Origin of the sequence: Klebsiella sp. AqSCr (assembly GCF_008452795.1) — a bacterium.
GTDB classification, from domain to species: domain Bacteria; phylum Pseudomonadota; class Gammaproteobacteria; order Enterobacterales; family Enterobacteriaceae; genus Klebsiella; species Klebsiella pneumoniae.
Map to the genome: position 1 here is coordinate 17,903 of NZ_MJDM01000045.1, position 20,925 is coordinate 38,827.

The window sequence follows — 20,925 nt, forward strand, 5'->3', positions numbered from 1 at the left end:
GAATCATTCATCATTTTTTTCTGTATGTTCAGTAGCGTTATCCGGAGGGGTAGCTTCGGCCACTTCTTTCAGTATTGATGACCATCCCCCGGCAAACCATTCGCCCGGATCTTCACCACTGAGTACCTGCTGCAGCCAGCGGGAAGGGGAGCGACGTCTGGCGTCACGGAACCAGACCGGATGGTGCTGACCCATGACTGACCAGAAATCAAAATCCGGCTCCGGGGGGGAGAACACATACGCATTCATGACCAGATTCCCGCCGTGTTGTCTGAGGAACAACAAAAATTCTTTCAGGTTTACATACCCCCCCGGCCCCATACCGGCACCAAGGAAAAACGCCTCTGTTACCACGCCGGCAGTGATACGGCCGTTCTGCTCATGCTGGCGCAGGATCATCAGGGTGCCATCATGGCGCCCACCGGCGATGCGGATGAACTCAAAGACATACCTTTCATCATCATCCGGGAAGAAAAACTCCTCCCAGCTGACACCAAAATACGTCCCCAGGATCACCAGCGGGAACATCTTCCCGTCACCGGTGGTCAGCCAGTCTGCACTGGCGCCGAACCGGCTTTCAATCCGTTCAGCCAGCTCACGGGTTAACTCACCGGCGCCATCGATACAGTCCAGGAGCAGTCCCGGGGAAACATGTAACCGGTGAGCTATCCGTACCTGGTCGGCGATCCGCGTCGGCCCGGGTTGCCCGGCCCCCGGGAAAAAGCCGTCAGCGGACAGACGGTCAAACAGGGCGCGCAGACGCCCGCCACATTCCTTCTGCCACTGTTGCCGGCTGGAGAGGATTTCCGGAGAGGTGGTCCCGGCAGGATACTGTCTGGCCAGCGCCAGGCGGATCTCCCCTTCGAGTGAACGTTCATTTTTCATCGCTGACTGCTCAATGCGTGCAAACAGCGCATCGTCAACATTTCTGGCCTGGATCTTCGCCATGACTCCTTCCTTATGCAAAACGTATTCAGGACTGGTAAATGGTCTTTGAAGTAAACATGAAACCTGATTTACCGCTATAACAATAAATGTATACATTATGATTCATTTTGTACACAAAGGAAGAAATCAGCACATGACAAGGCATAAAACAGTCACGCGGCTAAATTACCGGATGGCCGTTTCCGGCAGATCCGATTTTTTTGCGTATAACAACTTTCCGGAAGTGTACCACGGTCAGGGAATAAGCAAAGCGGCGTTTTCCGGTGGTGAGCGGCCGGTTACGGGGCAGGGGAGGGACACAACATATAGGGTCACAGACAGCTGGAAAAACCGCTACATCTTGTGTTGCCGGGCCGCTGTGCGCCGGTGGGGTTCGCAGAGATCCGGAACTCAGGGTTTTCGGATCTGCGGAGAAATGAGAAGAGGCAGGCGTTGTTGTAGCATTAAAATGCTCACATGCAGTAATTTTAGAAGCATCACAATTTTCAAAAACTAAAAAACTGATTAATAGCTAATGATGGAATGCTAGGTTAGCATTAAGAACAAAACAAACATGAAAGGAACGATGATGCTCAGCCAGCTTAACCTGCGTTTTCACAAAAAGCTGATCGAGGCGCTGAAAGTGCGTGCCGGTCGCGAAAATACTTCGGTCAACGCCCTGGCGGAACGCTTCCTCGATAACGGACTGAAAACGGTCGCGCCCGGCGACGGGTATTTTCAGCTGGTAGCGGATCCGGATGCCACCGTCCGGCAGCTGTACCGGCATATCATTCTCGGCCAGACCTTCGGCACCGCTCCGGTCTCCCGGGATGAGCTGCGATTCATCCTGACCTATGCCCGGGAGGCCTTTATTTGCGGCCAGAACAGGCTGGCCACACTTCCTGCCCTGGGCACGCTGCTCAACATCACCCGCGACCTGCTGGCCTGGCAGGTTGAGAACGACCGTCCGGTTGACGGCCACTACCTGAAGGGGATCTTCCGCCTGACCGGAGAAAACTGGATGGAAGAGTTTGACGCCTTCCGGGCAGCGCTGCGCCCGGTCGTGGATCAGATGTATGGCGAACACCTTCTGCGTCCGCTGGAGAGTGACTGCTTTAACTTCGCCGATATTCCCGACAGTGCACTCGCTGGTATTTTTACCCTGCCGCGTCTGAAAGCCGTTTTCCCGCTGATGCTGCGCGGGCTGGACTGGAGCGGGGAGAAGGCCAGAGACCTGGCTCAGGAGCTGCGCCCCGTGATCCCGGCCGTAACGGAAACCATTGAGGCCGGTACGCTGCGCCTTGAGATCCGCATCGACGGCCAGCACCCCGGCGCGCGCCCGGGCGCCTGGTATGAGACACCGCGGCTGCATCTGCTGATCACCGGGCAGGACTTCGTGGTGCCGTACGGCTGGGAAGTGTTGTCCGAAATGCTGGGCCTGTTCAGCCTGTATGCCCGCTATCCTGAAGCGCTTGCGCACGGCCACCAGGGCGAGCGCGTGATGTTCTCCCCGCCCGGACACGTCACAGAGGAAGGGTTCTTCGGTACCGACGGCCTGCGGATTTTTATGCCGGCGGAGGCCTTTGCGACGCTGGTCCGGGAGCTGAGCACGCGATGCTCTGAAGGCAATCTTGCGGAGGCCCTGACCGGGCTGCGCTGCCTGTACGGAGATCTGTAGATGGCCACTGAAAATGCACTGGCCCGCGCCGGCTTTGAAGGCCCGGTACTGAAGGCTGAAGATGACCGTTACGGGTATACGGCGATAGCCGAAGGGCTGGCCCGTAGCATCAGCGCCCTGGATGAAAATGTCAGCACTGTGATTGGTATCGAAGGGCAGTGGGGCTCCGGCAAAACCAGCCTGCTGAATCTTCTGACGGACAAGCTTAAAGCTCAGGTACCGGCCACCACGCAGATCGTGGTCTTCTCCCCCTGGGTCAACTCACCGGATGAAAGCCCGGTTAATGCGCTGATGATGACCATTGCGGCCAGGCTGGCGAAGCTGGATACGTCAGCCATGGCGCAGGCTGGAAAGGTTGCGCCCCTCGCAGAGGATATCCTCAACTACGCGCAGCAGACTTCACGCCGGCTTGCGCCTGTGACGCGATTCGCCGGTAATTTTATTCCGGGTCTGGGGCTTGTCGCAGACGGTATGGATGCCCTCGCGAACACCGGCCTGAGCGGGCGGGAAAAAACCGCGGCTGAACTCCGGGCTGACATTGAAGATAAAATTGCCGGGCTGGGCGTCAGCTTTATCGTTGTGATTGACGATCTGGATCGTCTGGAGCCTGCGCAGGCAGTGGAAGTGCTTCGTATGGTACGGTCGGTTGCTGACTTCTCACGATTCCGCTACGTGATGTGCTATGACCGGGACGTCCTGGCGCATGCGGTTGAAACTGGCCTCGGTGTGCAGAACGGCAAACGCTACCTGCAGAAAATTATCCCGCTGTCGTTCAGCCTGCCCCGACCGGAAAACTTCGCTTTACGCAGGGAGTTTCACCGGGGAGCCATGACTATCTGGCAGGAAGTCTCCGGTCCTGTAACTGATAATGAGTCTTCAGAACTCCTTTCTCACTATGTGGATGTCTATGGTGAGGGGCTCAGTACGCCCCGTGAAGTCAATCAGGTACTGAACTCTATCCGGTTCCGCTATCCGGGGCTGCGTGATTATGTATTTTATCCCGACCTGTGCCTGCTTCAGCTGATTTCAGTGGTTAACCCTCTCTTCGCCGGCTGGGTCGAGCACTACCTCACCGTATGGTCTGTGGTTGAAAACCGGGACGGCATTGCACATGAAGACGAACAGAAAGCCCTGATTGCTGAACTTGCAGAGGCGCTAAAGAAATTTGGCGCGTCCCGCGCCGCTTCGGTATGGGAGCTGCGTGCCTGGATGCCAGGAATATCCGGGTTTGAATATGACCATCTCCGGTTGTTTGAAACTATTCCCCTTCAGGATACTGAACGCTACCGCCAGAAACGCAGGCTCTGCAGCGGTGAGTACTGGCGCTATTACTTTTCATATTCTTCACCCCAGAACGTTATGTCTGATGAAGATATCAGCAGCATTATGAAACTTGCAGCATGTAATTATGCGGGGCTGAAAAAACGTCTTCTGGACAGTGTGACCAGTAATGGTGTGTCATCCCGGACCTGGTTTGAACACATTCTCACGCGTCTTTCGCCTTCCGTTACGGTCGGAGCAGAAACCAGCGCAAAACGCAATTTGGTAAAATTCTTCTTCAGCTGCAGTGACCAGGTTCTGCCATGGTACAGGGCGCGGGATATCTTCTTTCGGCAGGAAAAAATCGGTATCGATGGCCTTGTCAGCCAGCTGGCTCTGCAGATGATTACCAGGGACCGCAGGCGGGCTATCAGTTTTATATGCCGGTGTTTCCGACAAACCCGTGCATTTGTCTGGGCGACAGTCTTTCTGCGCAATATCCGGGCTAACTCCGCTCAGGGCGACGCTGTTTTCACCCAGGATGAAATCACCATTTTCTGTACTGCGCTCAGTGAGCGACTGCAGGAAAAGCACATCCAGGAAAAAATGCCTGATGTACCGTATCTGGCTACCTTCTTGTATGCATGGCGTGACATAGCAGGCGAGCAAACCGTCGCGCAGTGGATCTCAGGAGTTGATCAGTCTGATCGTGATTTTCTGAAGATGTTGCTTAATCTGCGCACGGCAGTCAGCAGCAGTAATCAGGGTGATTATCTGCGGCTTGACCTGGATGTGATCGGTACTGTTTTTGGTATCACAGGGCTTATGGAGCGGTTTGAGGATATAAAAGCCAGGCAGGAAGCCAGCCTGACGGGTATGATAAGCGGGATTGAAGACGCCATCTTACTTAATAAAAATACTATCTGAAGCTTTCACTATTACGGCAACTGGCTACGTTCATTCGCCAGAGGGGATGGCTTCCTTCCAGACCGGAGTGCGTCGAGGTAATAAATGTCCGCTTGGTGCCAGGAGCAGACATTGATAACATTGAGATATGTTAATTTATGGGGAGCAGGTCAATTGACTGCAGCCTCCAGTTTTGGCGGATAGGCGGCCACTGTAGTTCTTACCAATCATTGAACTCTCCATGGACTGAGTGACCGCTGCCCTGCCAAGGTCGGAGATTCAGCAGAGCTGATCGCAATGGTAAGCAAGTTTCGTTGTGCCCATACTGCTAAAAGACCGCTATTCCAAGTTGAGTGCGAACAGGATTGTTCCGAGTCTTCAAAGCCGCGTTATAGCAGAACCAGCCAAGATAGATAACGTGGTTTGGAACTACTGTTGGGCTGGCTCATGCAAAAAACCTATTGGCTTGAGCACACAGATTTATGCAGCAGCGTCTATTGAGAATCGAACACTAAAGGCTCCGGCGCGATCGAGTTTTAGTGCATTGGTCAGTGCTTTCGCTCCTAAGACGCGATAATATTTAGGGAAAATAATTCATATCAAACAGAGAGGTTGGGAGTGACCAAGAGGGATGACTTCAAAGCAGCCACGAAATTAGCGCTTGCCCGTCGGGCTGCACATTTTTGCTCCAATCCGCGTTGTCTCAAGCTCACGATCGGGCCCCACTCCGACCCAAACAAAGCTTTGACTTCGGGTCACGCTGCACATATTCATGCGGCCTCCGAACTGGGGCCACGCTACAAGACCTCGCAGACCGTCGCAGAACGAACGTCCATAGATAACGGTCTGTGGCTTTGTCGGGAGTGCGGAGTCATTGTCGATGGTGACGACTGCGCTTACGACGCGGACTTGCTTCGCAAGTGGAAGCGAGACCACGAGAATATGGTATCAGAGGTCCGCACCGAAGGATATTCACGCAGCCTTGCCTTGCTTCAATCTGGGCGCATGGAACCGCAGATAGCGAAGGAAATCGTCTCTGCAATGACGGACCGTCGTTCGTTATGGGCCACATTCGATGCCGAATGTCCCGACCACGTACGACAGTCGCTTGATGAACTTCGTCGACGATTCACCGCTATTCGAGGGAATCTCCTCGACGGAACAGCACTTGATGAAATACTACTGTCGCTAACCAAGACGATTCTGATTTTCTTCGACGCGATGAAGTCAGTCGACCTTAGAACATTACGATGTAGTTCAGGTAATCCTGAGTGGCTCCATTTCAATGACGCACTGTCAGCACTTCGGAAATCCATAGGAATGCAGATTGCCAACCTTGCAAATGCCTACGGCATTGCCTTGTGCAAAGATCTTCAGAGTATTGCTCCGACCAGAATCTAGCCATCCTTTCACACAGGGTGCGCGTAGGGGGCCCATGAAGGCCCAAATAATGCAAGCCCGGGGCTTGCCAGCCTTGTTTGAGGAAAATCTTAGTGAATCCAGAGCAGATCGAGTTCAACAAACTTTTGAGCCAAAACCAGAAAGAAGCCAGCATAAAAGCATGCTTGCGAGCCGGCGACGATAAACTTAAGTGTTCTGGGAAAATTATCCACGCCCACTCTATCCAACGGGGAAAAATACTCGAATCTATCGCAGATGTAAGCGGAGAAAACGAGGGGAAAATATACCACCTTGGCTTAGCGCCGGCAGAGGACATGCAATCTATGCAGCCGGAATTCAAGCTACAAGGAATCAAAAAATTCAGCACCTTCACCGGATTCTGCGGCGGCCACGACAAAGCCATATTCCAACCGATTGAAGATGTAGCGTTCAGTGCAACGAACAAGCAGCTGAACATATACGCCTATCGGGCTGCAGCCAAGGAATTACACTCCATCCTTGAGTCAAAAGCTTTTTGCGAAGTTCTGCTGGGTGACAAGTTAAACGTTAATGACTTTCCAGCGCACTTCCAGATGACGCTACCGCAGATCAAGTCAGGCGAAATCAAGGTCCCTGACTTCATTCTCGAAGCCATGTTGCAAGGGGAGAAGAACCATCAAATTCGGGTACTGCACATGCAGTGCGAACATAGCATTTCTGAACTGCAGCAAATCTGCGACGAGTTGACAGACACTATCGAACGCGAGGAGTCGTTGGGATTCGAGCACGTCTACCATGTCCTCGACGGTGCTTTCCTTGTAGCATGCTGCGCGTCGTTTATCCCATACTTCGACCATGATGGCAGTCGGATCATATCCAAGCAGGAGGAGCAGCGAATGGCTCGATCAAGCGCAGCGAGCAATGCTGAAATAAAGAACGTGATGCTCAACGTTTTTCCGGAAGGCGATAAAACCCATGTCATCTTCACCTTCTCTAAGGGTAACCAGAGTTTCAAGGCGTCGATAGAACGACTGCTCAAGCTAGAGGATGAAGCGCTGAAGATTGGCCTTTCAAACATCGTGCTCAACTACGTTGAGAACTCCGCCTACGGTCCGAAGTACATTAACGATAACTTCAGCCCTGAACAGATCAAACACATTGCGGAGGTGTTCGCGGTCTCCGTATTCGACAGAAGTAAGTTTCGAAGGAGCGGTATCAACCTATTTGTTGGAAGACCAACCGCTGCGACCAAGTAACTTACCCCTAGAGGTTTTTTTCTGCGCTTGGCATATCCGCCTAGGATTTATTGCACACCTTGCGCAAAGGGCTGGCCACATTGTCGCTATTGGCCAGCAGTTTTCCCTTGTGATCCGTCAACTCGGCCGTCGCCCCCAACAGTGTTAGGCAATCCTGACCTGCTCACAGTTGATTTTTACACGTCAATGTTAGTCCTACATCCCTGCGGTTATGGCAAATGCCAACTTCCGCTGTTCGCTCATAGCGGACGTGGAACAGCGCTCTATTTCGCCCTGTTCTGTGATGTCGCAGGGCATGATGAACAAACCATTAAAGCCTTCTGGGCCAGCATAGCGCGCTTCTGGGTACTTGGTATCGTCGACAGGATTATTATCAGCAAATTAACCAGCTGCCAGGTGTGTTGGGATATGCTCCTGCTGACGGACTCAGTGAAGCCCATGCGGTGGGACTTTACAGCCGTGTCGCGGTGTTTCAGGATGAAAGCGGCCAGCAGGGACTCAGTCAGGTGCTGCTGACTCTTCGCACCGAGAATACGCGGGCGCTGCCGGCAGGCGCTTTTGAACAGTTTGAACCGCCGAACTGTATTGTTCACATTCTGACACCTGACCCAGGGTTCGGCGTACCAATTATTGGCCAGTTTAATTTCCTGTCAATGGGCTTCCGTTTCCGGGAAGAATCCTGCTCTCTGCACTGTTACACCGTGGAGGACTCCCGGGTCGGGGCCACCCAGACCCTGACGGAAGTAGCGGAAGCGCTCGTCAGTAACGTTGATGCCCCTCTCCGGGCCTACGCTTTACACCTTCCTGTCACAAGTCAGTAAGTTCCAGGCCGCTGCTGCGGCCTTTATTCTTTTATCTGGAAAGTGTTTATTCAGGAGAAGAGGTGTTCCTCAAGGCCAGCGCTTTCGTGTGTAAACCCGGCAAGTTTGAGGTTGTCTATCACACGCGAAGGATAGTTACGCCCTCCAATACTTTGGGACCAGATCTCTGATAACTCAGCTTCAATCGCCTGCGCAGTATCTGAAAAAGCAGCGGTCAACTCTTCTTTATAATATTCGTAGCAACGGTCATGTTCTTCACTGAAACGAAAACTCCGGACCTCCATTAATGCCTGTAGTCCGGCGACTCTCTCTGGCGTTGCCCACTGCATGAAACTGGCAAGAGAGGATTTGGTATCTCTAATCATTTTCATTTCATGCATCATCTCCTCGAACAGGTTCACAGGTACTACCGGGGTATCTGTAACTCCGGATATATCGTTACGTAATTCATCCTCCAGAGCATCCCGATCCCATGCCACTTTCCAGAAGTCATTGAGAATTAGCAAATCACTCATAGCCAAACCCGGAATAGTTACAGGCAGACCGATAATTCGTGCCAAATCTCTGCAACCTTGAATCATGTTCAATGCCTCCGTCAGTTCCCTGCTGCCGATGTCATTTTCAGATTTGATAGTTTGTATGATGTCATCAAGGCCTGCAGCCGGATCAGACCATGAATGCCGTGGCGGCAACTGAACGGCGATAGCATGAAGATCTTCACGACTGAGATTTTTGGTGAAAACGCCGGTGGAGTATTCCCTCTCCAGCCACTGAGTCAACCCGGCAAGTTCTTCCAGTTGCTCACGAATGACACGAAATTGGTCACGCAGAACTAATACATTGATAACACTGACATCTGTCAGATGTTTCTTGGCTTCCGTACTGTAACTGTAGCGAAATGTCTGACCGGTGGGATCTGTTTCACCAATACAGCGAATGAGAGGTTCCAGCGCTGACAGCTTTTCCTTATAACGCCGATCAAACGCAACCGCATGGCCTGAAAAAAAAGCCCATAGTTTCAAAATATCGTGCTGATTCAGCACCTTGTCTACTTCTGTATCGGGCGCAAGCGGCTGTTTTCTTAGTTTCGCAAGCCGGCTGAGATCCTCTATCTGACCCTTTATCGTTAATTCCACGGAGTGTCGCAGATTGAAACAGATAGGATAAATAAGCGTATCAAGCATTGCTTTTTGCCCCGAGGTAAGGGCATCAATGAGCAGGAATACGCTGTCAGCGAAACCATCAGCGTAGAAATAAAGGTCCGGACAACCGTTGTCTCCCACGCAGGCATTGTAAGCCCCCAGTGCATAATCTCCACGGAACAGGGCATTCCAGTTCCGTTGAGGTAGCTGTGAATCTGAACTTCCGTTAACTGTTGTTGAATCAACCATATGCATCCACTCTCTGTATAAAGCTTGCCGTTATAAACTGACCGGGCTATGTCAGAATGATTATCCCGCCGGACAAAGGTTTACTGCAACCCAGATAAAGAGTCGGTGAACGGGAGATAAAGATCAGTAGATCCGGGACAACCTTTTTTCGGATCTCCGAAAAATTAAGAAAGTGATAAAGGCATCATAATTAATTACATGCATCAAATTACACTTTAAAACATCAAATATAAAATATTGCATCACAATTACGCATGTGAGATGCTATAGCCAGTTTGCAGTCAATTGTCGTTAACAGGGTGCCCATAATGAAAGATGCCAAATCAAAAGACCCCTCTGAGTTGTTTAACACCATTACGGTGCGTAATGTGCCAGCTGATGTGGATGAAGCGATCACGAGGCAGGCTAAAGCCGCCGGCAAATCAAAGAGTGATTTTGTGCAGGAGTTTCTGACGGCAACGTTTGGCGATCTGATTGGCAATTTCATCCGTACCAGTGAACTGGTTGCCCTGATGGACCAGGAAATGGCGAGGATGGCCGGAACAGAACTGAGCGAGTATGTGTACGATCTGGAAATGACCCAGGCTGGTCACAGGGAGTTCTGCCGTATTCTCGGGATAAAGAACAACGATGATCTGCAGCGCATTATGCTGGCGGGTATGCCTTTCCTTGAGATACGAGCCAGGCAGTTGACGGGGGTTGGATACCTCGCAAGGGGGAACTCGCTCTATGCAGCACTGCTGGTCAATGCGGTATCGCGTGATGAAGAGACGGTACTGACGCTTCGCCAGTCACTCTTTAATATGATCCCTGAAAGTACCTTTCAGGAAATAGTTAATGAGCTGCGCAAGGCGATGCGAATGGAAACGTTTGAATGGTCGCTTATCTGAGCAGGTATATAAACGAGGGAAGCCCACCATAGGTGGGCTTCCGGTAACGCTTTGCCTGTAGTGCAACGCGACTAGAACCAGTAAAGGGGAAGTTAGCGCCGCAGGCGGATTCGTCAAAAATGATACATCCACTCAGCACGCAGGTCAACCCGACTGCGGGAGATAAAGTAATAAGGATCAGCAATGCCGCAGAATACCCCAATGAATACAGTGCTGCCTCTCATTTCCACTCCCCGGCTTGGTAGCTATATTGCCACGTTTAAACCTGTCGGCGATAATGAGCTGTACGGAACCTACGTCTGGAGCCAGCTTGCCGGTGGGTCGGTTTACCCGCTTTTGCAAAATCTTGAAATCACTCTGCGTAATGCTATCGATGCTGAAGCAAGAAGGCGTTTTGGCGAAAAATGGTGGGACAACCCTCAGTTCCGATGCGGGAAGATAATCACAACTACCGCTTTTTACGGAAAAATTCTGCGTGCCATTAAAAACCTTGACGATGCGTGGAAAAAGAGCCAACGGAAGAATAAACTCCCGACTCACCCACTTCCGCAGTGGAGCCATGATCAAATCGTGGCTGCGACGGACTTCAGTGCATGGCATTTCATTCTGAATAATGATTTTGCGGCACCTAACTCAACACAAAACCGGCATTACCTGTGGCCCGTTTCAACTGGCAGGGTTTTCAGACAGTACAGCAGAGTTTCTCGGGTTGAGAAAAAAGCCCGCACAACTCTCCAGGACCTGATCGTTGAAATGCGAGAATACCGTAATCGACTTTCACATAATGAACCTATATGGGTTAAAGCACCGAATGTATCTGACGCTGCCACCGCAATTGACACTATTCGCAATAAAATCAGGAAAATAGAGTCTTTGATAGGCATCATATCTCCTGATAAGCACCACATAATGGATAAAATGGGGCTGTTTAGTCATGCGTTGCGTATCTGCTCAGTACAGGAACTGGCAATCCATAATTTAAGCCAAACCTATTGCCCTCTGACACGACGACAAAAACGTAATCTTCGTGGCGTGATTTCCTTAGCAGGAAAACTAAACCGGTCACAAATGTTTGAGTACCACAACCGGATATATGCGCTTTACCAGGTCAGATAAAGCCGTAGATAAATGATAAATCTTGCTGTCCAAGTATGATATCAACCACCAAACAGGGTTTACCCTGGCTGGGATGTTAAAGTCTGTTTAACATGGCGCTTTCGCTCTTTCAGAAGTACCAGGGAAACTGAATGTGGTCCATCGGAAAGAGGTGATGCAGGAAAACCACATTGTCTCCTGAGGCATCTGGCCAGCGAAGATGCCCGCAGGCCCAGCGGTGTGATATAACGGGCCCGGATAGAGAGTAGTTCAGAACTGCTGCTACCGTACGCAAGGGCGTCGGAAAGATTACGAATATGGATGCGAGCATCAAGCAGCATTACCGGAAGTTCCATGATCCGATACATGTCCCATGCCCGCAGCGCTCGCCAGTCTCCCTCCACTCCCGCCAGACTGATTTCAGGGATCTTTGCGCTCGGAATGATCACCGGTTCTGCACGCGGAGCATCATTTTCTTGTATTTTCCCTTTATCAACAGCAATGTCTGCGCAATTGACTGCAAACGATTCAAGAATAAATATCAGTTGCGAACCAATAAAGCGTAACTCTGACGCCTGCTTCCGGTCACTCAGCTCCTGCTCATGCAGCCGTTTTTTCTCCGCCAGGATTTCGTCAAGCTGCGCTTTTTCTTTTATCGCTTTCTTTTCACGTGATCTGGTCAGTAGATGAGTCATCCAGACTATTGAAAGCGCCCCGGCATAAGGCCATCCCTGAGATAAAAAGCCCCAGAAATTAACCACCTGTTTCATCTGTTCAGTCGCCATCGAGCCTCCTCAATAAGACAGCCAGCTTTGGAAATAATGTCATATTTTTCACCGTTCTGCCTGGTCGGATGCCATCAGAACCGGAGACTGGGGTTTTCGGATGCGAAGTGAGAAAGCATATTTATATGATTATGGGGTTAATCCAAAGAAGGGGGGAGATGAAGCGTTTCTGAAAAAAAGATCGGGTCCGAACGGATATATTCGATTACATTGATGTATTCTACAACCGCAGTCGGCGCCAAAGTCACCTTGGCGCCGACAGTCCGGAGGCCTTTGAACCGGCCTTGTGGTGAAGACTGGATGAAGGGTCAGTCCAGTCAGACAGAGCTAATTTAGTTAAGGGATAAGCCCTAGCTTTGATTATCGGGGTTAAGATTTGAAGTCGTATTTTTCTCCTTAGGGAAGGCGGACCCATTGCAGCGAACCTCACCTTTGACGAACCTGTTACCCAGCGTCACAAATCCATCGATTTCAGCATCGGTTGTTCCATGAAGGTCCGGGTATAGTACTCTTAACTGTTCATCAGTTATGTTTGCGGTCTTTGCTCTGCTTAATACAGCGTGCCCCTCAAGGAGTCGCGCGGTTCCAAAGGGGTTGGTAAGCACTTGTTTTATAGTTTCTACAGACATCTTATTCGATCCTTTATATTGAATGGCGCATTTATTTTAGAAGGACGCGAAGATATGACTCAACCCTCGACTCGTCGCTTAAGATAGGGGTGGGGTTTTATGCCTGCTTCATTTAAGATCTGGTTTTTAATCTTTCAGGTGGATACTATGTCGAAAAAAGCAAAAAATAATGAGGAATTGATTAAGGTCGCTATGGCCAAAAATTCACTAAAAAATTTGGATAAATTTTTTATTCATCAGTGCATGGTGAGGAGATTTTTCAAATATAATCCGGAAGTTTTTAAAAAACTGAAAGAATTCAGGAGCCAGTTGGAGCGTATCGCTGAAAAAAATCTGGTATGTTCTGTGTCGCGAGCCCATGTTGTTTATTATGTAATGAATGCAATGCAGAATAGAAGAATGTTGACATTTCTTAAAAACGGCAGCATTACCGAATGTCGCAATTTTCTTTTTAGTCTGATCGAGCCGATAGACTCTTTATTCATGGTCAAGATTGAAGACCTGTTGGATGATGAAGTTGTGTATGAAATCATAGATTTGATGATTTTTACATGGCCGACTATTGATGATATATTGAGTAAAACGAATATGCTCCGTTATTTCACGTTTTACGCTTCAACTATCGTTATAGATTTCCAAAAACTGATGGTAATGCAGAAACTGGCTGAACAGGAGGAGATCCCATTGTATGCGATTAATGCTGAGTTTTCCCCAGAGTTGACAAAGTGGACTGGAGTTTCATTCAACCTCCTTGCAAAATATCCGGCGAATGTTTATGAAAGACATGGCTTAGGTAAAATATATCGGGACATTTATTGCCTTTTTAATTGTGGTGGAGCCGTAAGGAAGTTCAATTCGAATAATGTTACTATTATTGATGATAGCATTGGTAACGTGGTAGTTGATGGAGAAAAGAGCAATGGCAGGATGTATCTTTCAGTTCCTTACACCGAATTACCAGTCGATATTGATGAAGCCATGAGAATATTTAAAAATACTGTATCTAATCTATTAAAAGATAATGGGGTTTATCGCTACAATACGGGAGATGCGGACTACTGGCATTCGAACTTCTACAACAAAAATGATGGTGCTTCCATGCCAAGCACCCGGAATAAAAATAACATCGTTCTTCTTAAGCAGATAAATTCTATTTTAAAATTACAATCTGGATTGCTGGTCTGGGACAAGGTAAACATTGATGAGAAGTCAATAGAAGACTCATGTGAAGAGGTCGGTAGGTTGATTGAAAATAATAATGTTTTTACACGTTCTGAAAGCACACTGGCCAATGACTATGAATACGTTGCATCATTGATAAATCCAGAATCAAAATCTGGCGGGGATCTGTTGAGTAAAGTTTTATCAAAAAAAAATAATATCGTGGTGAAATAGCGAATGATATCAGCTGTTAGCTAATGGTGAAATGGGTGAAGTGAAACCGGTTTAAATGACGTTACGGAGATAACAGCATGCATTCAGAACACACGAGTTTAACCGATGTATTTCTGGAGGCTGTTTCCGATTGTTACTGGTTGCCTGGCGACTGACGAGCATGCTGATGGATCTGGTGCTGCTGGTGATTATTGTTACGGGACTGGTAGTCTACAGGTGCTGGCCATTTAAACGAAAAACGTGACATTGTGCAAAAGGCATAGAAATGATGCCTTTGACAGAGTGCCTGCTATTGACGACAAAAACGATGGCAATCAAAGATTGTCGGTGTGGTGAATCCCCCTGTGCGGCGGGGCGGAAACAGCATTGTTTTATCTGTTAAACCGAATGCGCGAGTCATGGTGGCTGACCAAAGACTTACCGGGAGGTACTCGGCACTACACCCACATTTGAGCCCACATTAGCTAGCGGTTGGCTCAAAGTCTGCTGAGTGCCAGAAGCGGACGTTAATCACATCATGTAGTGTTAGCCAATTGGCTCTGTTTTGCTGAAAATGTGATTTGCTAAAAGTGTACTTTGCTGGACATCAGCACAGGGCTTTTGGTAGATATTCACGTGTAATATAACTTACAATCAGTAAGGAAATGACTTAGGTCTTCATTTACATAGACTGGAAACCATTCATGAATTACCTCGATGATTTGCCTAAGCGGGATCAGAATCATGTTCACGATACAATGGCTAAGACTGCGTTCGAAGCTTTTATCGCTTCGTCAGGTGTGGTTCTCAAACAGAGTTCAGATGACAATGATTACGGCACTGATTACCAGCTCGAAATAATGCATGATGGAATGGCGACCAATGTCCGACTTCAGGTGCAGCTAAAAGGTACTGCTGCAGGTTTTAATACAGATGGATCTGTCAGTATTTCAGTTAAACGTTCAAACCTGAATTATCTCCTGATGAGTCCGGGTTCACTTTATGTCTGTCTTCATATTCCGACAAACACGCTGAAGGTTACCTCTGCTCAGAGTGTACTAACCCGCTATCAAAATATGGGCCCAAGCTGGCAGTCTCAGAAATCCGTCACCGTCAATTTCGCTGAAGATTTGACCATTCAGCACCTTATCAAGATTACCTCACTGGCCCGCCTTAGCGCACTTGACGCGCGCAACCGACGCGTAGCTCATAGGAAAATGAATGAAAATGACATGGTAGACCATGTAAGGGAATTGCTAACAGTTTATGAAGTCGCAGATGATACTGCCTCTGCGGTTCATCAACTTATAAACCTTTACAATAGTAATCAGACTGAAGTTATCAGTGCTGCATATGAACGATTCAAAACAGTATTAGGCGAAGAACATCCAGCAATGATGTTTTGCTATATGGCCGAGATTGATCTTGCAAGTGCTAATAAAATTTTTGACCGTCAGCGCGTTGAATTAGGTATTCTGAAATTGAAGGCTTATTCGCTTGCTGATGGTGCAGATCGTGCTGGGTTGCATTACTCCATTGGTAATGGATTTGCTGCCCTGAATGATTTCAACGAAGCACTAGAAGAATATAAAATAGCATGCGAGCTCAATAAGCAGAACTCTGACAATGAACTCATGGCGATGATTTTCAAAAATATGGGGGGCACCTATGCTGCTCTCGAAAATGAAAATCAGGCTGTCGAGTGTTACCTGCAGGCATTGAAACACAATCCTTATCTGGCTGAAGCCCATTATGCACTGGGTCTTTATTATCACAACACTGGCCAGTTCGAAAAGGCTTTGGAACAACTGGATAAAATTGTGTTTTCCAGCGATACGCAAGGAAGTTTAATTGATCTTCAGGGCTGGCGTATATCGGCTCTCTTCAATGTGGGTGAAGGCAGGTCTGCGTTTAGAGAAATTAACGCCCTATTGAGCCAGGCAGATAAGGCACAGTGGATATGGCCATGGTGTTTAAAAATTGTCTCGCAGTTTGGCCGTGAATCAATCGAGAATGCGAAGCTTAGTCTTACCTTTTGGGAATCGGCTTTGCGCCATTCTCCTGAAAACCCTTTAGTTCAACGAGAATTGCTGCTGGCTATAATCTACCTGCGAAATCGCAACATAAATGTTCATAAAACTTATCTCCAATTTAAAAATGATCTTGAGGCCTGCGCAAATAAAATAGGGTCAGATGCAGCAAGTGTACTGTGGGATCTGCTGGGTCATTGGGCAGAGGATGAGGAACTGGGAGATGAAGCCATATTATGTTTTGAAAAAGCCTATTCTCTTCAGAAAGGCGATTACGGGTTATGTCTTTCAATCGCGTTGAATAAACAACACAGGTATGAAGAAAGTAAAAACTTGATGAAAATCTATACGTTAGCCTTCCCTAATGACGATCAGGGATGGTACCGATTGGCGAGCACTTATGATTTGATGGGGCAATTGGAGAAATGCATTGAGCCTTATCTTCATAGCTTGTCTCTTAATGTCGATAACGACCATGCATGGTTTAATCTGGGTGGTGCCTTCTTCAATATGGGTAATTACCCGGAAGCACGGCGAGTCTGGAAAGAAGCAGTAAGTAGATTTCCGGACCATGAACTAACTGCGAAAATCAGAGCTGATATCCCCTTCATACTGACCGATGAGCCATTACAATAAAAAACAACACGAATAGCCACGGCTAAAGAGTATTCGCAAGAAGATGGTTAACTTCCGCTTCTCGCTCATAGCAGCCTGTCAATCTTCACTAAAACCATTCTAAAGTCCAATCTTGGCGTTATCCACTCTGCTCTCTTGAGATATTCACTGGCAAAGATCTGACTCTGGTATTTTTCGGATCTGCGGTGGAGAAATGAGAAAACAGGATATGTACAGCATATCCATATGCCGCGCATCTGCATATGGCAGACATACGCATATGCCAGTCATCTGCATATGTGACACCTATACAAGCCAATCCGGCATGCATATACTGCACATATGCACTCACACATCATGCATGATCAGTTGGAGGAACATCCATGCGCACAGTTTCGATATTTAAAAACGGCAATAACCGCGCCATCCGTCTGCCCCGGGACCTGGATTTTGACGGCGTCAGCGAGCTGGAGATCGTCCGGGAAGGGGACAGCATCATTCTGCGTCCCGTCCGGCCGACCTGGGGCTCGTTCGCGCAGCTGGACAGGGCCGATCCGGACTTTATGGCGGAGCGTGAGGATGTGGTCAGCGATGAAGGACGCTTTGAGCCATGAAGAAAACCTGGATGCTCGACACTAACATCTGCTCGTTCATCATGCGCGAGCAGCCGGCAGCGGTGCTGAAGCGCCTGGAACAGGCGGTGCTGCGCGGTGATCGCATCGTGGTCTCGGCTGTGACGTATGCCGAGATGCGCTTCGGCGCCACCGGCCCGAAGGCCTCGCCGCGCCATATTCAGCTGGTCGACGCGTTCTGCGCGCGCCTCGATGCCATCCTGCCCTGGGACCGGGCCGCGGTGGACGCCACGACGGACATCCGGGTGGCGCTGCGCCTCGCCGGGACGCCGATCGGCCCGAACGACACGGCCATTGCCGGGCACGCTATCGCGGCCGGCGCCATCCTGGTGACGAATAATACAAGAGAGTTTGAGCGGGTGCCTGCCCTGGTGCTGGAAGACTGGGTGAAGTAAACCCCTCTTTTCGACGTCAGGAGGTAAAGGCTCCAGGAAACAGCCCGTACACGGGCTGTTTTAGCAGATATCTACAGCAAGCTGTCCTGGACTGTAGCGTGTCTTAAAAGATCAGACTATCAGGGAGCGAAGGTCTCTCTTCCGAAATTATGGCGGTAAAAACAGTGGATCAGGCGGTACGAGAAACCGAGCTCTGGTTTGCTGCCGGTGGCAGGGCGATTATATTGTCACATTCCGTAATAACGTACTCCGGGATGAGATCAAATCTGGACGGATCCAGCTGACAGATGAATTCATTTTCAATGTGGTACGTTTCGTTAACGAATTTTCGTATTACCGGATGGTCCTGATCCAGTTCCAGTAAACGAAATACCTGCAGTTTTTCATAGCCGTTACGACAGCGATGGTACAGGTGTTTTATTTCATCTGGGCTGCTGACGAGAGCCTGAAGTCGCGGGTAATCAAAGCTGTCCACATACTCCCGGATATCCTGCCGGGCCTGCTGAAGTTTCTCAGGTGCCATTTCGGGGTAGCCCGTGCCCGCAGCTACTGGCTCGCGATGATCCAGCGGGACGATGCGTCGATGGAATAGATTGGACAGGAGCTGATAAGCATCGCCACTTTCGTCAACGATTTCAAAGTAGCGGCGAAGATAGATGAGCTTAATGATCTCCTCACAGTCTGCTGACTCGACGATGGATTTGCAGATCTGCATGAACGTCATGATATCGCCGTCGTTAACGGGTAATTCCTCCAGGACTCCGGCAGACAGACGCAGGCAGGAGGCGGTCACCAGATTATTGAACAGTTTTCTGACCGACTTCAGCGTGTCAATCACTGGCTCCACGTCATGCGTCAGCATGAGTACAGTCCGGTTCTTCAGGCATTCTCCGCTTGCGCGCCTGAACAGCATTTCGAGAATGGCGAACTTCTTGTTTTTGTCGAAAGAGGAGATGGGATCGTCAAGGATAATCAGTCCCGGATTTTTTGACAGGCATTCATACATGAACAACACAATCGCAAAGGCGTTCCGTTCTCCATAGCTGAGATGCTGGCTGCCACCGCTGACGTACCCGTCAAAATCCATGTGTCGTAGTCTGAGTTTTCTCTGGTCTCCCTCACCGGCAATATCCACCCTGTATTTATAGCCTGCATAAGTAAGGAAATTATTGATGTTTGTTTTGTGCTGTGCAATCAGCCGGACCATGCTGTCCCGGTGCCGATTAATCCTTCCTTGCAGCGGTCCGGCAAGGTTTATCAGGTCCTGAAGGGCCGCGTTCAGTCTGTTGGTGATCCCCTGCGTGTGTTCGCATTGCAGATCGGGGAAGAACTGCAGGTCAATCAACCTGGCAGTGAGCACCTCCCGAATGTTCTGCTGTTCCTGCAGGCTGAAAACATTCAGGCCTCTCAGCGCAGTAAGTTTCTCTGTCAGCGTGTCGGTCTGGCGTTTAAGCGCCACCAGGTACTCGATATGTTCGGCTTCTGGACCGTTCTGAAGCAGGGTGATGGACAGAAGGCGTTCTCTAGCCTCCTCCGTCAGGTAATTACCGAGGTTTTCCACTAGTCTGATGATAGCGGTCAGGTTTTTAATGGTGGATTTATCGTATTCCTCACTGACCTGGCGGATTTGCGCTTCCTTTTCCCTGATATCACCAGTACAGAACGGACAACAGCCATCTGAAATGGGTGAAAACTCGAGTCCCTTTGTCTGCCAGTCAATCCAATCAACGCGACGTTCACTGCGGATGTAGGGTTGATAGTTCTCAAGACCAGCCGGAATGTGGTGTATTTTATTTCCGCCTGATAGTCCTCTCATACCGGTAGAAGAACGTGAAATCCCGGAACTGGTTGATTTGAAGGCATTACTGAGTTCCTGCAGATGGTCTATCAGCGAGTTAAGCTCGGCATGTTCCGTGAAAACCTCCCGGATCGTTTGTGTCATCTCTTCTATTTCACGCTCTCTTTCCGCATGGGCTTCATTGCGGATAAGAATATTAAAGCTGTCACTAATGAGCTCGTCCGGTTGGAACGTAAACTGACCGACGTATTCCTCGTTAAAGCACATCACATCCCCAATCCCGTCAGCACCGATTACAGTGGGCCCGGCTTTATCGGGATTTCCTCCGCGCAGCCGGAAGGGCATCAGTGCCTGCAGTCCTTGTGTATTGTTCTGAGCCGCACAGCTTATGGCCCGTGACAGCGTACTTTTACCGGTACCATTAGGCGCAAACTTAATGTTAAGTTTATCGGGCGTAAGAATGATACGGGCTCGTACGATGTTATTGCAGTGGTGTATTTCAATGTCCATTTATCTGTCCTTTGCCAGTTATTCTGGGGGACTTCATATCGTGCCGCAATATGTGCCCGCATGCCGTGATGCAGATACATAATTGAGTCTGAAGGTAAACAGACAGCAAAAGCGTGATTTCAGGTAGTTTACTTCCACTTAATGCTCCAATTATAGTGTGCTTCAGTCATATACCCAGAGAACGTCAACGATGCGCTCAGCACGCCTTTTATTATCTGTAATACCGTTGCTTCTGGTAGCCTGTACCACAACAAAATCAACTGAGTCGGGTAAACCAACCGCCTCATCAGAAAAATCAGTAGATCTATTAGGGGAACTACGTGCCGGGCCGAATGCACCTGATGCAAAAAACCTAACACCTAAACCATAAGCAACAGGGTAATAAGCGGAACTTCCCTAAATAATCTGTTTTACGATATCAGTCTATGGTCGGACCGTCATAACCCCGTTGCCGCTGAGAACGCTCCAGCTCCAGCTCTTTTTCGTGCTGTTGTTGCTGAGACATCTGTTCGGCGGCTACCGCCATCTCATGACGCTGCACGACTCAGTTACC

The 20,925-nt window shown here is 49.2% G+C and carries 17 protein-coding genes and 2 pseudogenes; 12 read left to right on the forward strand and 7 right to left on the reverse strand.

Annotated elements, in window-relative coordinates:
- Window positions 1-3: 3 nt before the first annotated feature.
- Together BHE81_RS26645 and BHE81_RS26650 are read right to left on the reverse strand one after the other, a co-directional pair.
- Window positions 4-948, reverse strand: coding sequence for a hypothetical protein (locus tag BHE81_RS26645; protein WP_011977810.1), 945 nt, complete (start codon window positions 946-948; stop codon window positions 4-6).
- Window positions 949-1,108: 160 nt separating this feature from the next.
- A pseudogene (locus BHE81_RS26650) lies at window positions 1,109-1,357 on the reverse strand (hypothetical protein); the annotation flags it as partial.
- Between the two features lie 159 nt (window positions 1,358-1,516).
- Here BHE81_RS26650 and pifC point away from each other — a divergent pair.
- The 5 genes from pifC to BHE81_RS28440 all read left to right on the forward strand — a co-directional run bounded on the left by pifC (window position 1,517) and on the right by BHE81_RS28440 (window position 8,228).
- Entirely contained in the window at window positions 1,517-2,605 is a 1,089-nt protein-coding gene (gene pifC / locus BHE81_RS26655) for a transcriptional repressor PifC (protein ID WP_041937753.1), read from the forward strand.
- Complete coding sequence (locus BHE81_RS26660) at window positions 2,606-4,792, forward strand: KAP family P-loop NTPase fold protein (protein WP_011977808.1); 2,187 nt, start codon at window positions 2,606-2,608, stop codon at window positions 4,790-4,792.
- Between the two features lie 597 nt (window positions 4,793-5,389).
- On the forward strand, window positions 5,390-6,172 hold the full coding sequence (locus tag BHE81_RS26665; RefSeq protein ID WP_048295721.1) for a hypothetical protein: 783 nt from the start codon (window positions 5,390-5,392) through the stop codon (window positions 6,170-6,172).
- Window positions 6,173-6,264: 92 nt separating this feature from the next.
- Window positions 6,265-7,407, forward strand: coding sequence for a hypothetical protein (locus BHE81_RS26670; protein ID WP_011977806.1), 1,143 nt, complete (start codon window positions 6,265-6,267; stop codon window positions 7,405-7,407).
- A 398-nt stretch (window positions 7,408-7,805) separates the two neighbouring features.
- The gene (locus BHE81_RS28440; protein WP_011977805.1) at window positions 7,806-8,228 is read left to right on the forward strand and encodes a hypothetical protein; all 423 of its coding nucleotides are present in this window, start codon (window positions 7,806-7,808) and stop codon (window positions 8,226-8,228) included.
- Window positions 8,229-8,278: 50 nt separating this feature from the next.
- Here the strand turns inward: BHE81_RS28440 and BHE81_RS26680 are convergent, their stop codons facing one another.
- On the reverse strand, window positions 8,279-9,619 hold the full coding sequence (locus tag BHE81_RS26680; RefSeq protein ID WP_041937752.1) for a hypothetical protein: 1,341 nt from the start codon (window positions 9,617-9,619) through the stop codon (window positions 8,279-8,281).
- A 308-nt stretch (window positions 9,620-9,927) separates the two neighbouring features.
- Between BHE81_RS26680 and BHE81_RS26685 the strand changes: the two genes are divergently transcribed.
- Both BHE81_RS26685 and BHE81_RS26690 read left to right on the forward strand, forming a co-directional pair.
- Window positions 9,928-10,509 carry a hypothetical protein gene (locus BHE81_RS26685; RefSeq protein ID WP_011977803.1) on the forward strand — a complete coding sequence of 194 codons (582 nt, stop codon included), beginning with the start codon at window positions 9,928-9,930 and terminating at the stop codon, window positions 10,507-10,509.
- A gap of 183 nt (window positions 10,510-10,692) precedes the next feature.
- Window positions 10,693-11,625, forward strand: a complete 933-nt coding sequence (locus BHE81_RS26690) for an Abi family protein (RefSeq protein ID WP_048295723.1) — start codon at window positions 10,693-10,695, stop codon at window positions 11,623-11,625.
- Window positions 11,626-11,684: 59 nt separating this feature from the next.
- Here BHE81_RS26690 and BHE81_RS26695 read toward each other — a convergent pair whose 3' ends face one another.
- Window positions 11,685-12,389: a hypothetical protein gene (locus tag BHE81_RS26695; protein ID WP_048295724.1), complete on the reverse strand. Its 705-nt coding sequence runs from the start codon at window positions 12,387-12,389 to the stop codon at window positions 11,685-11,687.
- Window positions 12,390-12,565: 176 nt separating this feature from the next.
- On the opposite strand from BHE81_RS26695, the pseudogene BHE81_RS29080 reads away from it, so the two are divergent.
- Window positions 12,566-12,682 (forward strand): annotated as a pseudogene (locus BHE81_RS29080) (IS3 family transposase); the annotation flags it as partial.
- Window positions 12,683-12,739: 57 nt separating this feature from the next.
- Here BHE81_RS29080 and BHE81_RS26700 read toward each other — a convergent pair.
- Window positions 12,740-13,018 carry a hypothetical protein gene (locus BHE81_RS26700; protein WP_048295725.1) on the reverse strand — a complete coding sequence of 93 codons (279 nt, stop codon included), beginning with the start codon at window positions 13,016-13,018 and terminating at the stop codon, window positions 12,740-12,742.
- Window positions 13,019-13,165: 147 nt separating this feature from the next.
- On the opposite strand from BHE81_RS26700, the gene BHE81_RS26705 reads away from it, so the two are divergent.
- The 4 genes from BHE81_RS26705 (at window position 13,166) to BHE81_RS26720 (ending at window position 18,064) form a co-directional block, all read left to right on the forward strand.
- Window positions 13,166-14,413, forward strand: a complete 1,248-nt coding sequence (locus BHE81_RS26705; RefSeq protein ID WP_048295726.1) for a hypothetical protein — start codon at window positions 13,166-13,168, stop codon at window positions 14,411-14,413.
- 683 nt (window positions 14,414-15,096) lie between these two features.
- A complete protein-coding gene (locus tag BHE81_RS26710; protein ID WP_048295727.1) occupies window positions 15,097-17,058 on the forward strand; it encodes a tetratricopeptide repeat protein in 1,962 nt (653 codons plus the stop codon).
- Between the two features lie 362 nt (window positions 17,059-17,420).
- Window positions 17,421-17,651 (forward strand): type II toxin-antitoxin system VapB family antitoxin, encoded by a 231-nt coding sequence (gene vapB, locus BHE81_RS26715; protein WP_001261276.1) that lies wholly within the window; start codon window positions 17,421-17,423, stop codon window positions 17,649-17,651.
- Window positions 17,648-18,064, forward strand: a complete 417-nt coding sequence (locus tag BHE81_RS26720) for a type II toxin-antitoxin system VapC family toxin (RefSeq protein WP_048295728.1) — start codon at window positions 17,648-17,650, stop codon at window positions 18,062-18,064. Before vapB ends, BHE81_RS26720 begins: the two co-directional genes overlap by 4 nt.
- Before the next feature lie 169 nt (window positions 18,065-18,233).
- Here the strand turns inward: BHE81_RS26720 and BHE81_RS26725 are convergent, their stop codons facing one another.
- Together BHE81_RS26725 and BHE81_RS28990 are read right to left on the reverse strand one after the other, a co-directional pair.
- Complete coding sequence (locus BHE81_RS26725; protein WP_048295729.1) at window positions 18,234-20,372, reverse strand: AAA family ATPase; 2,139 nt, start codon at window positions 20,370-20,372, stop codon at window positions 18,234-18,236.
- Window positions 20,373-20,790: 418 nt separating this feature from the next.
- Window positions 20,791-20,913: a hypothetical protein gene (locus BHE81_RS28990; protein WP_256046161.1), complete on the reverse strand. Its 123-nt coding sequence runs from the start codon at window positions 20,911-20,913 to the stop codon at window positions 20,791-20,793.
- Window positions 20,914-20,925 lie beyond the last annotated feature (12 nt).

Excerpts from the sequence above, each read along its gene's own strand:
- BHE81_RS26685 (WP_011977803.1), top strand. The coding sequence starts at position 9,928 with ATGAAAGATGCCAAATCAAAAGACCCCTCTGAGTTGTTTAACACCATT.
- pifC (WP_041937753.1), top strand. The coding sequence starts at position 1,517 with ATGCTCAGCCAGCTTAACCTGCGTTTTCACAAAAAGCTGATCGAGGCG.
- BHE81_RS26710 (WP_048295727.1), top strand. The coding sequence starts at position 15,097 with ATGAATTACCTCGATGATTTGCCTAAGCGGGATCAGAATCATGTTCAC.
- BHE81_RS26645 (WP_011977810.1), bottom strand. The coding sequence starts at position 948 with ATGGCGAAGATCCAGGCCAGAAATGTTGACGATGCGCTGTTTGCACGC.
- BHE81_RS26725 (WP_048295729.1), bottom strand. The coding sequence starts at position 20,372 with ATGGACATTGAAATACACCACTGCAATAACATCGTACGAGCCCGTATC.
- BHE81_RS26690 (WP_048295723.1), top strand. The coding sequence starts at position 10,693 with ATGCCGCAGAATACCCCAATGAATACAGTGCTGCCTCTCATTTCCACT.
- BHE81_RS26660 (WP_011977808.1), top strand. The coding sequence starts at position 2,606 with ATGGCCACTGAAAATGCACTGGCCCGCGCCGGCTTTGAAGGCCCGGTA.
- vapB (WP_001261276.1), top strand. The coding sequence starts at position 17,421 with ATGCGCACAGTTTCGATATTTAAAAACGGCAATAACCGCGCCATCCGT.
- BHE81_RS26680 (WP_041937752.1), bottom strand. The coding sequence starts at position 9,619 with ATGGTTGATTCAACAACAGTTAACGGAAGTTCAGATTCACAGCTACCT.
- BHE81_RS26695 (WP_048295724.1), bottom strand. The coding sequence starts at position 12,389 with ATGGCGACTGAACAGATGAAACAGGTGGTTAATTTCTGGGGCTTTTTA.
- BHE81_RS26720 (WP_048295728.1), top strand. The coding sequence starts at position 17,648 with ATGAAGAAAACCTGGATGCTCGACACTAACATCTGCTCGTTCATCATG.
- BHE81_RS26700 (WP_048295725.1), bottom strand. The coding sequence starts at position 13,018 with ATGTCTGTAGAAACTATAAAACAAGTGCTTACCAACCCCTTTGGAACC.
- BHE81_RS26705 (WP_048295726.1), top strand. The coding sequence starts at position 13,166 with ATGTCGAAAAAAGCAAAAAATAATGAGGAATTGATTAAGGTCGCTATG.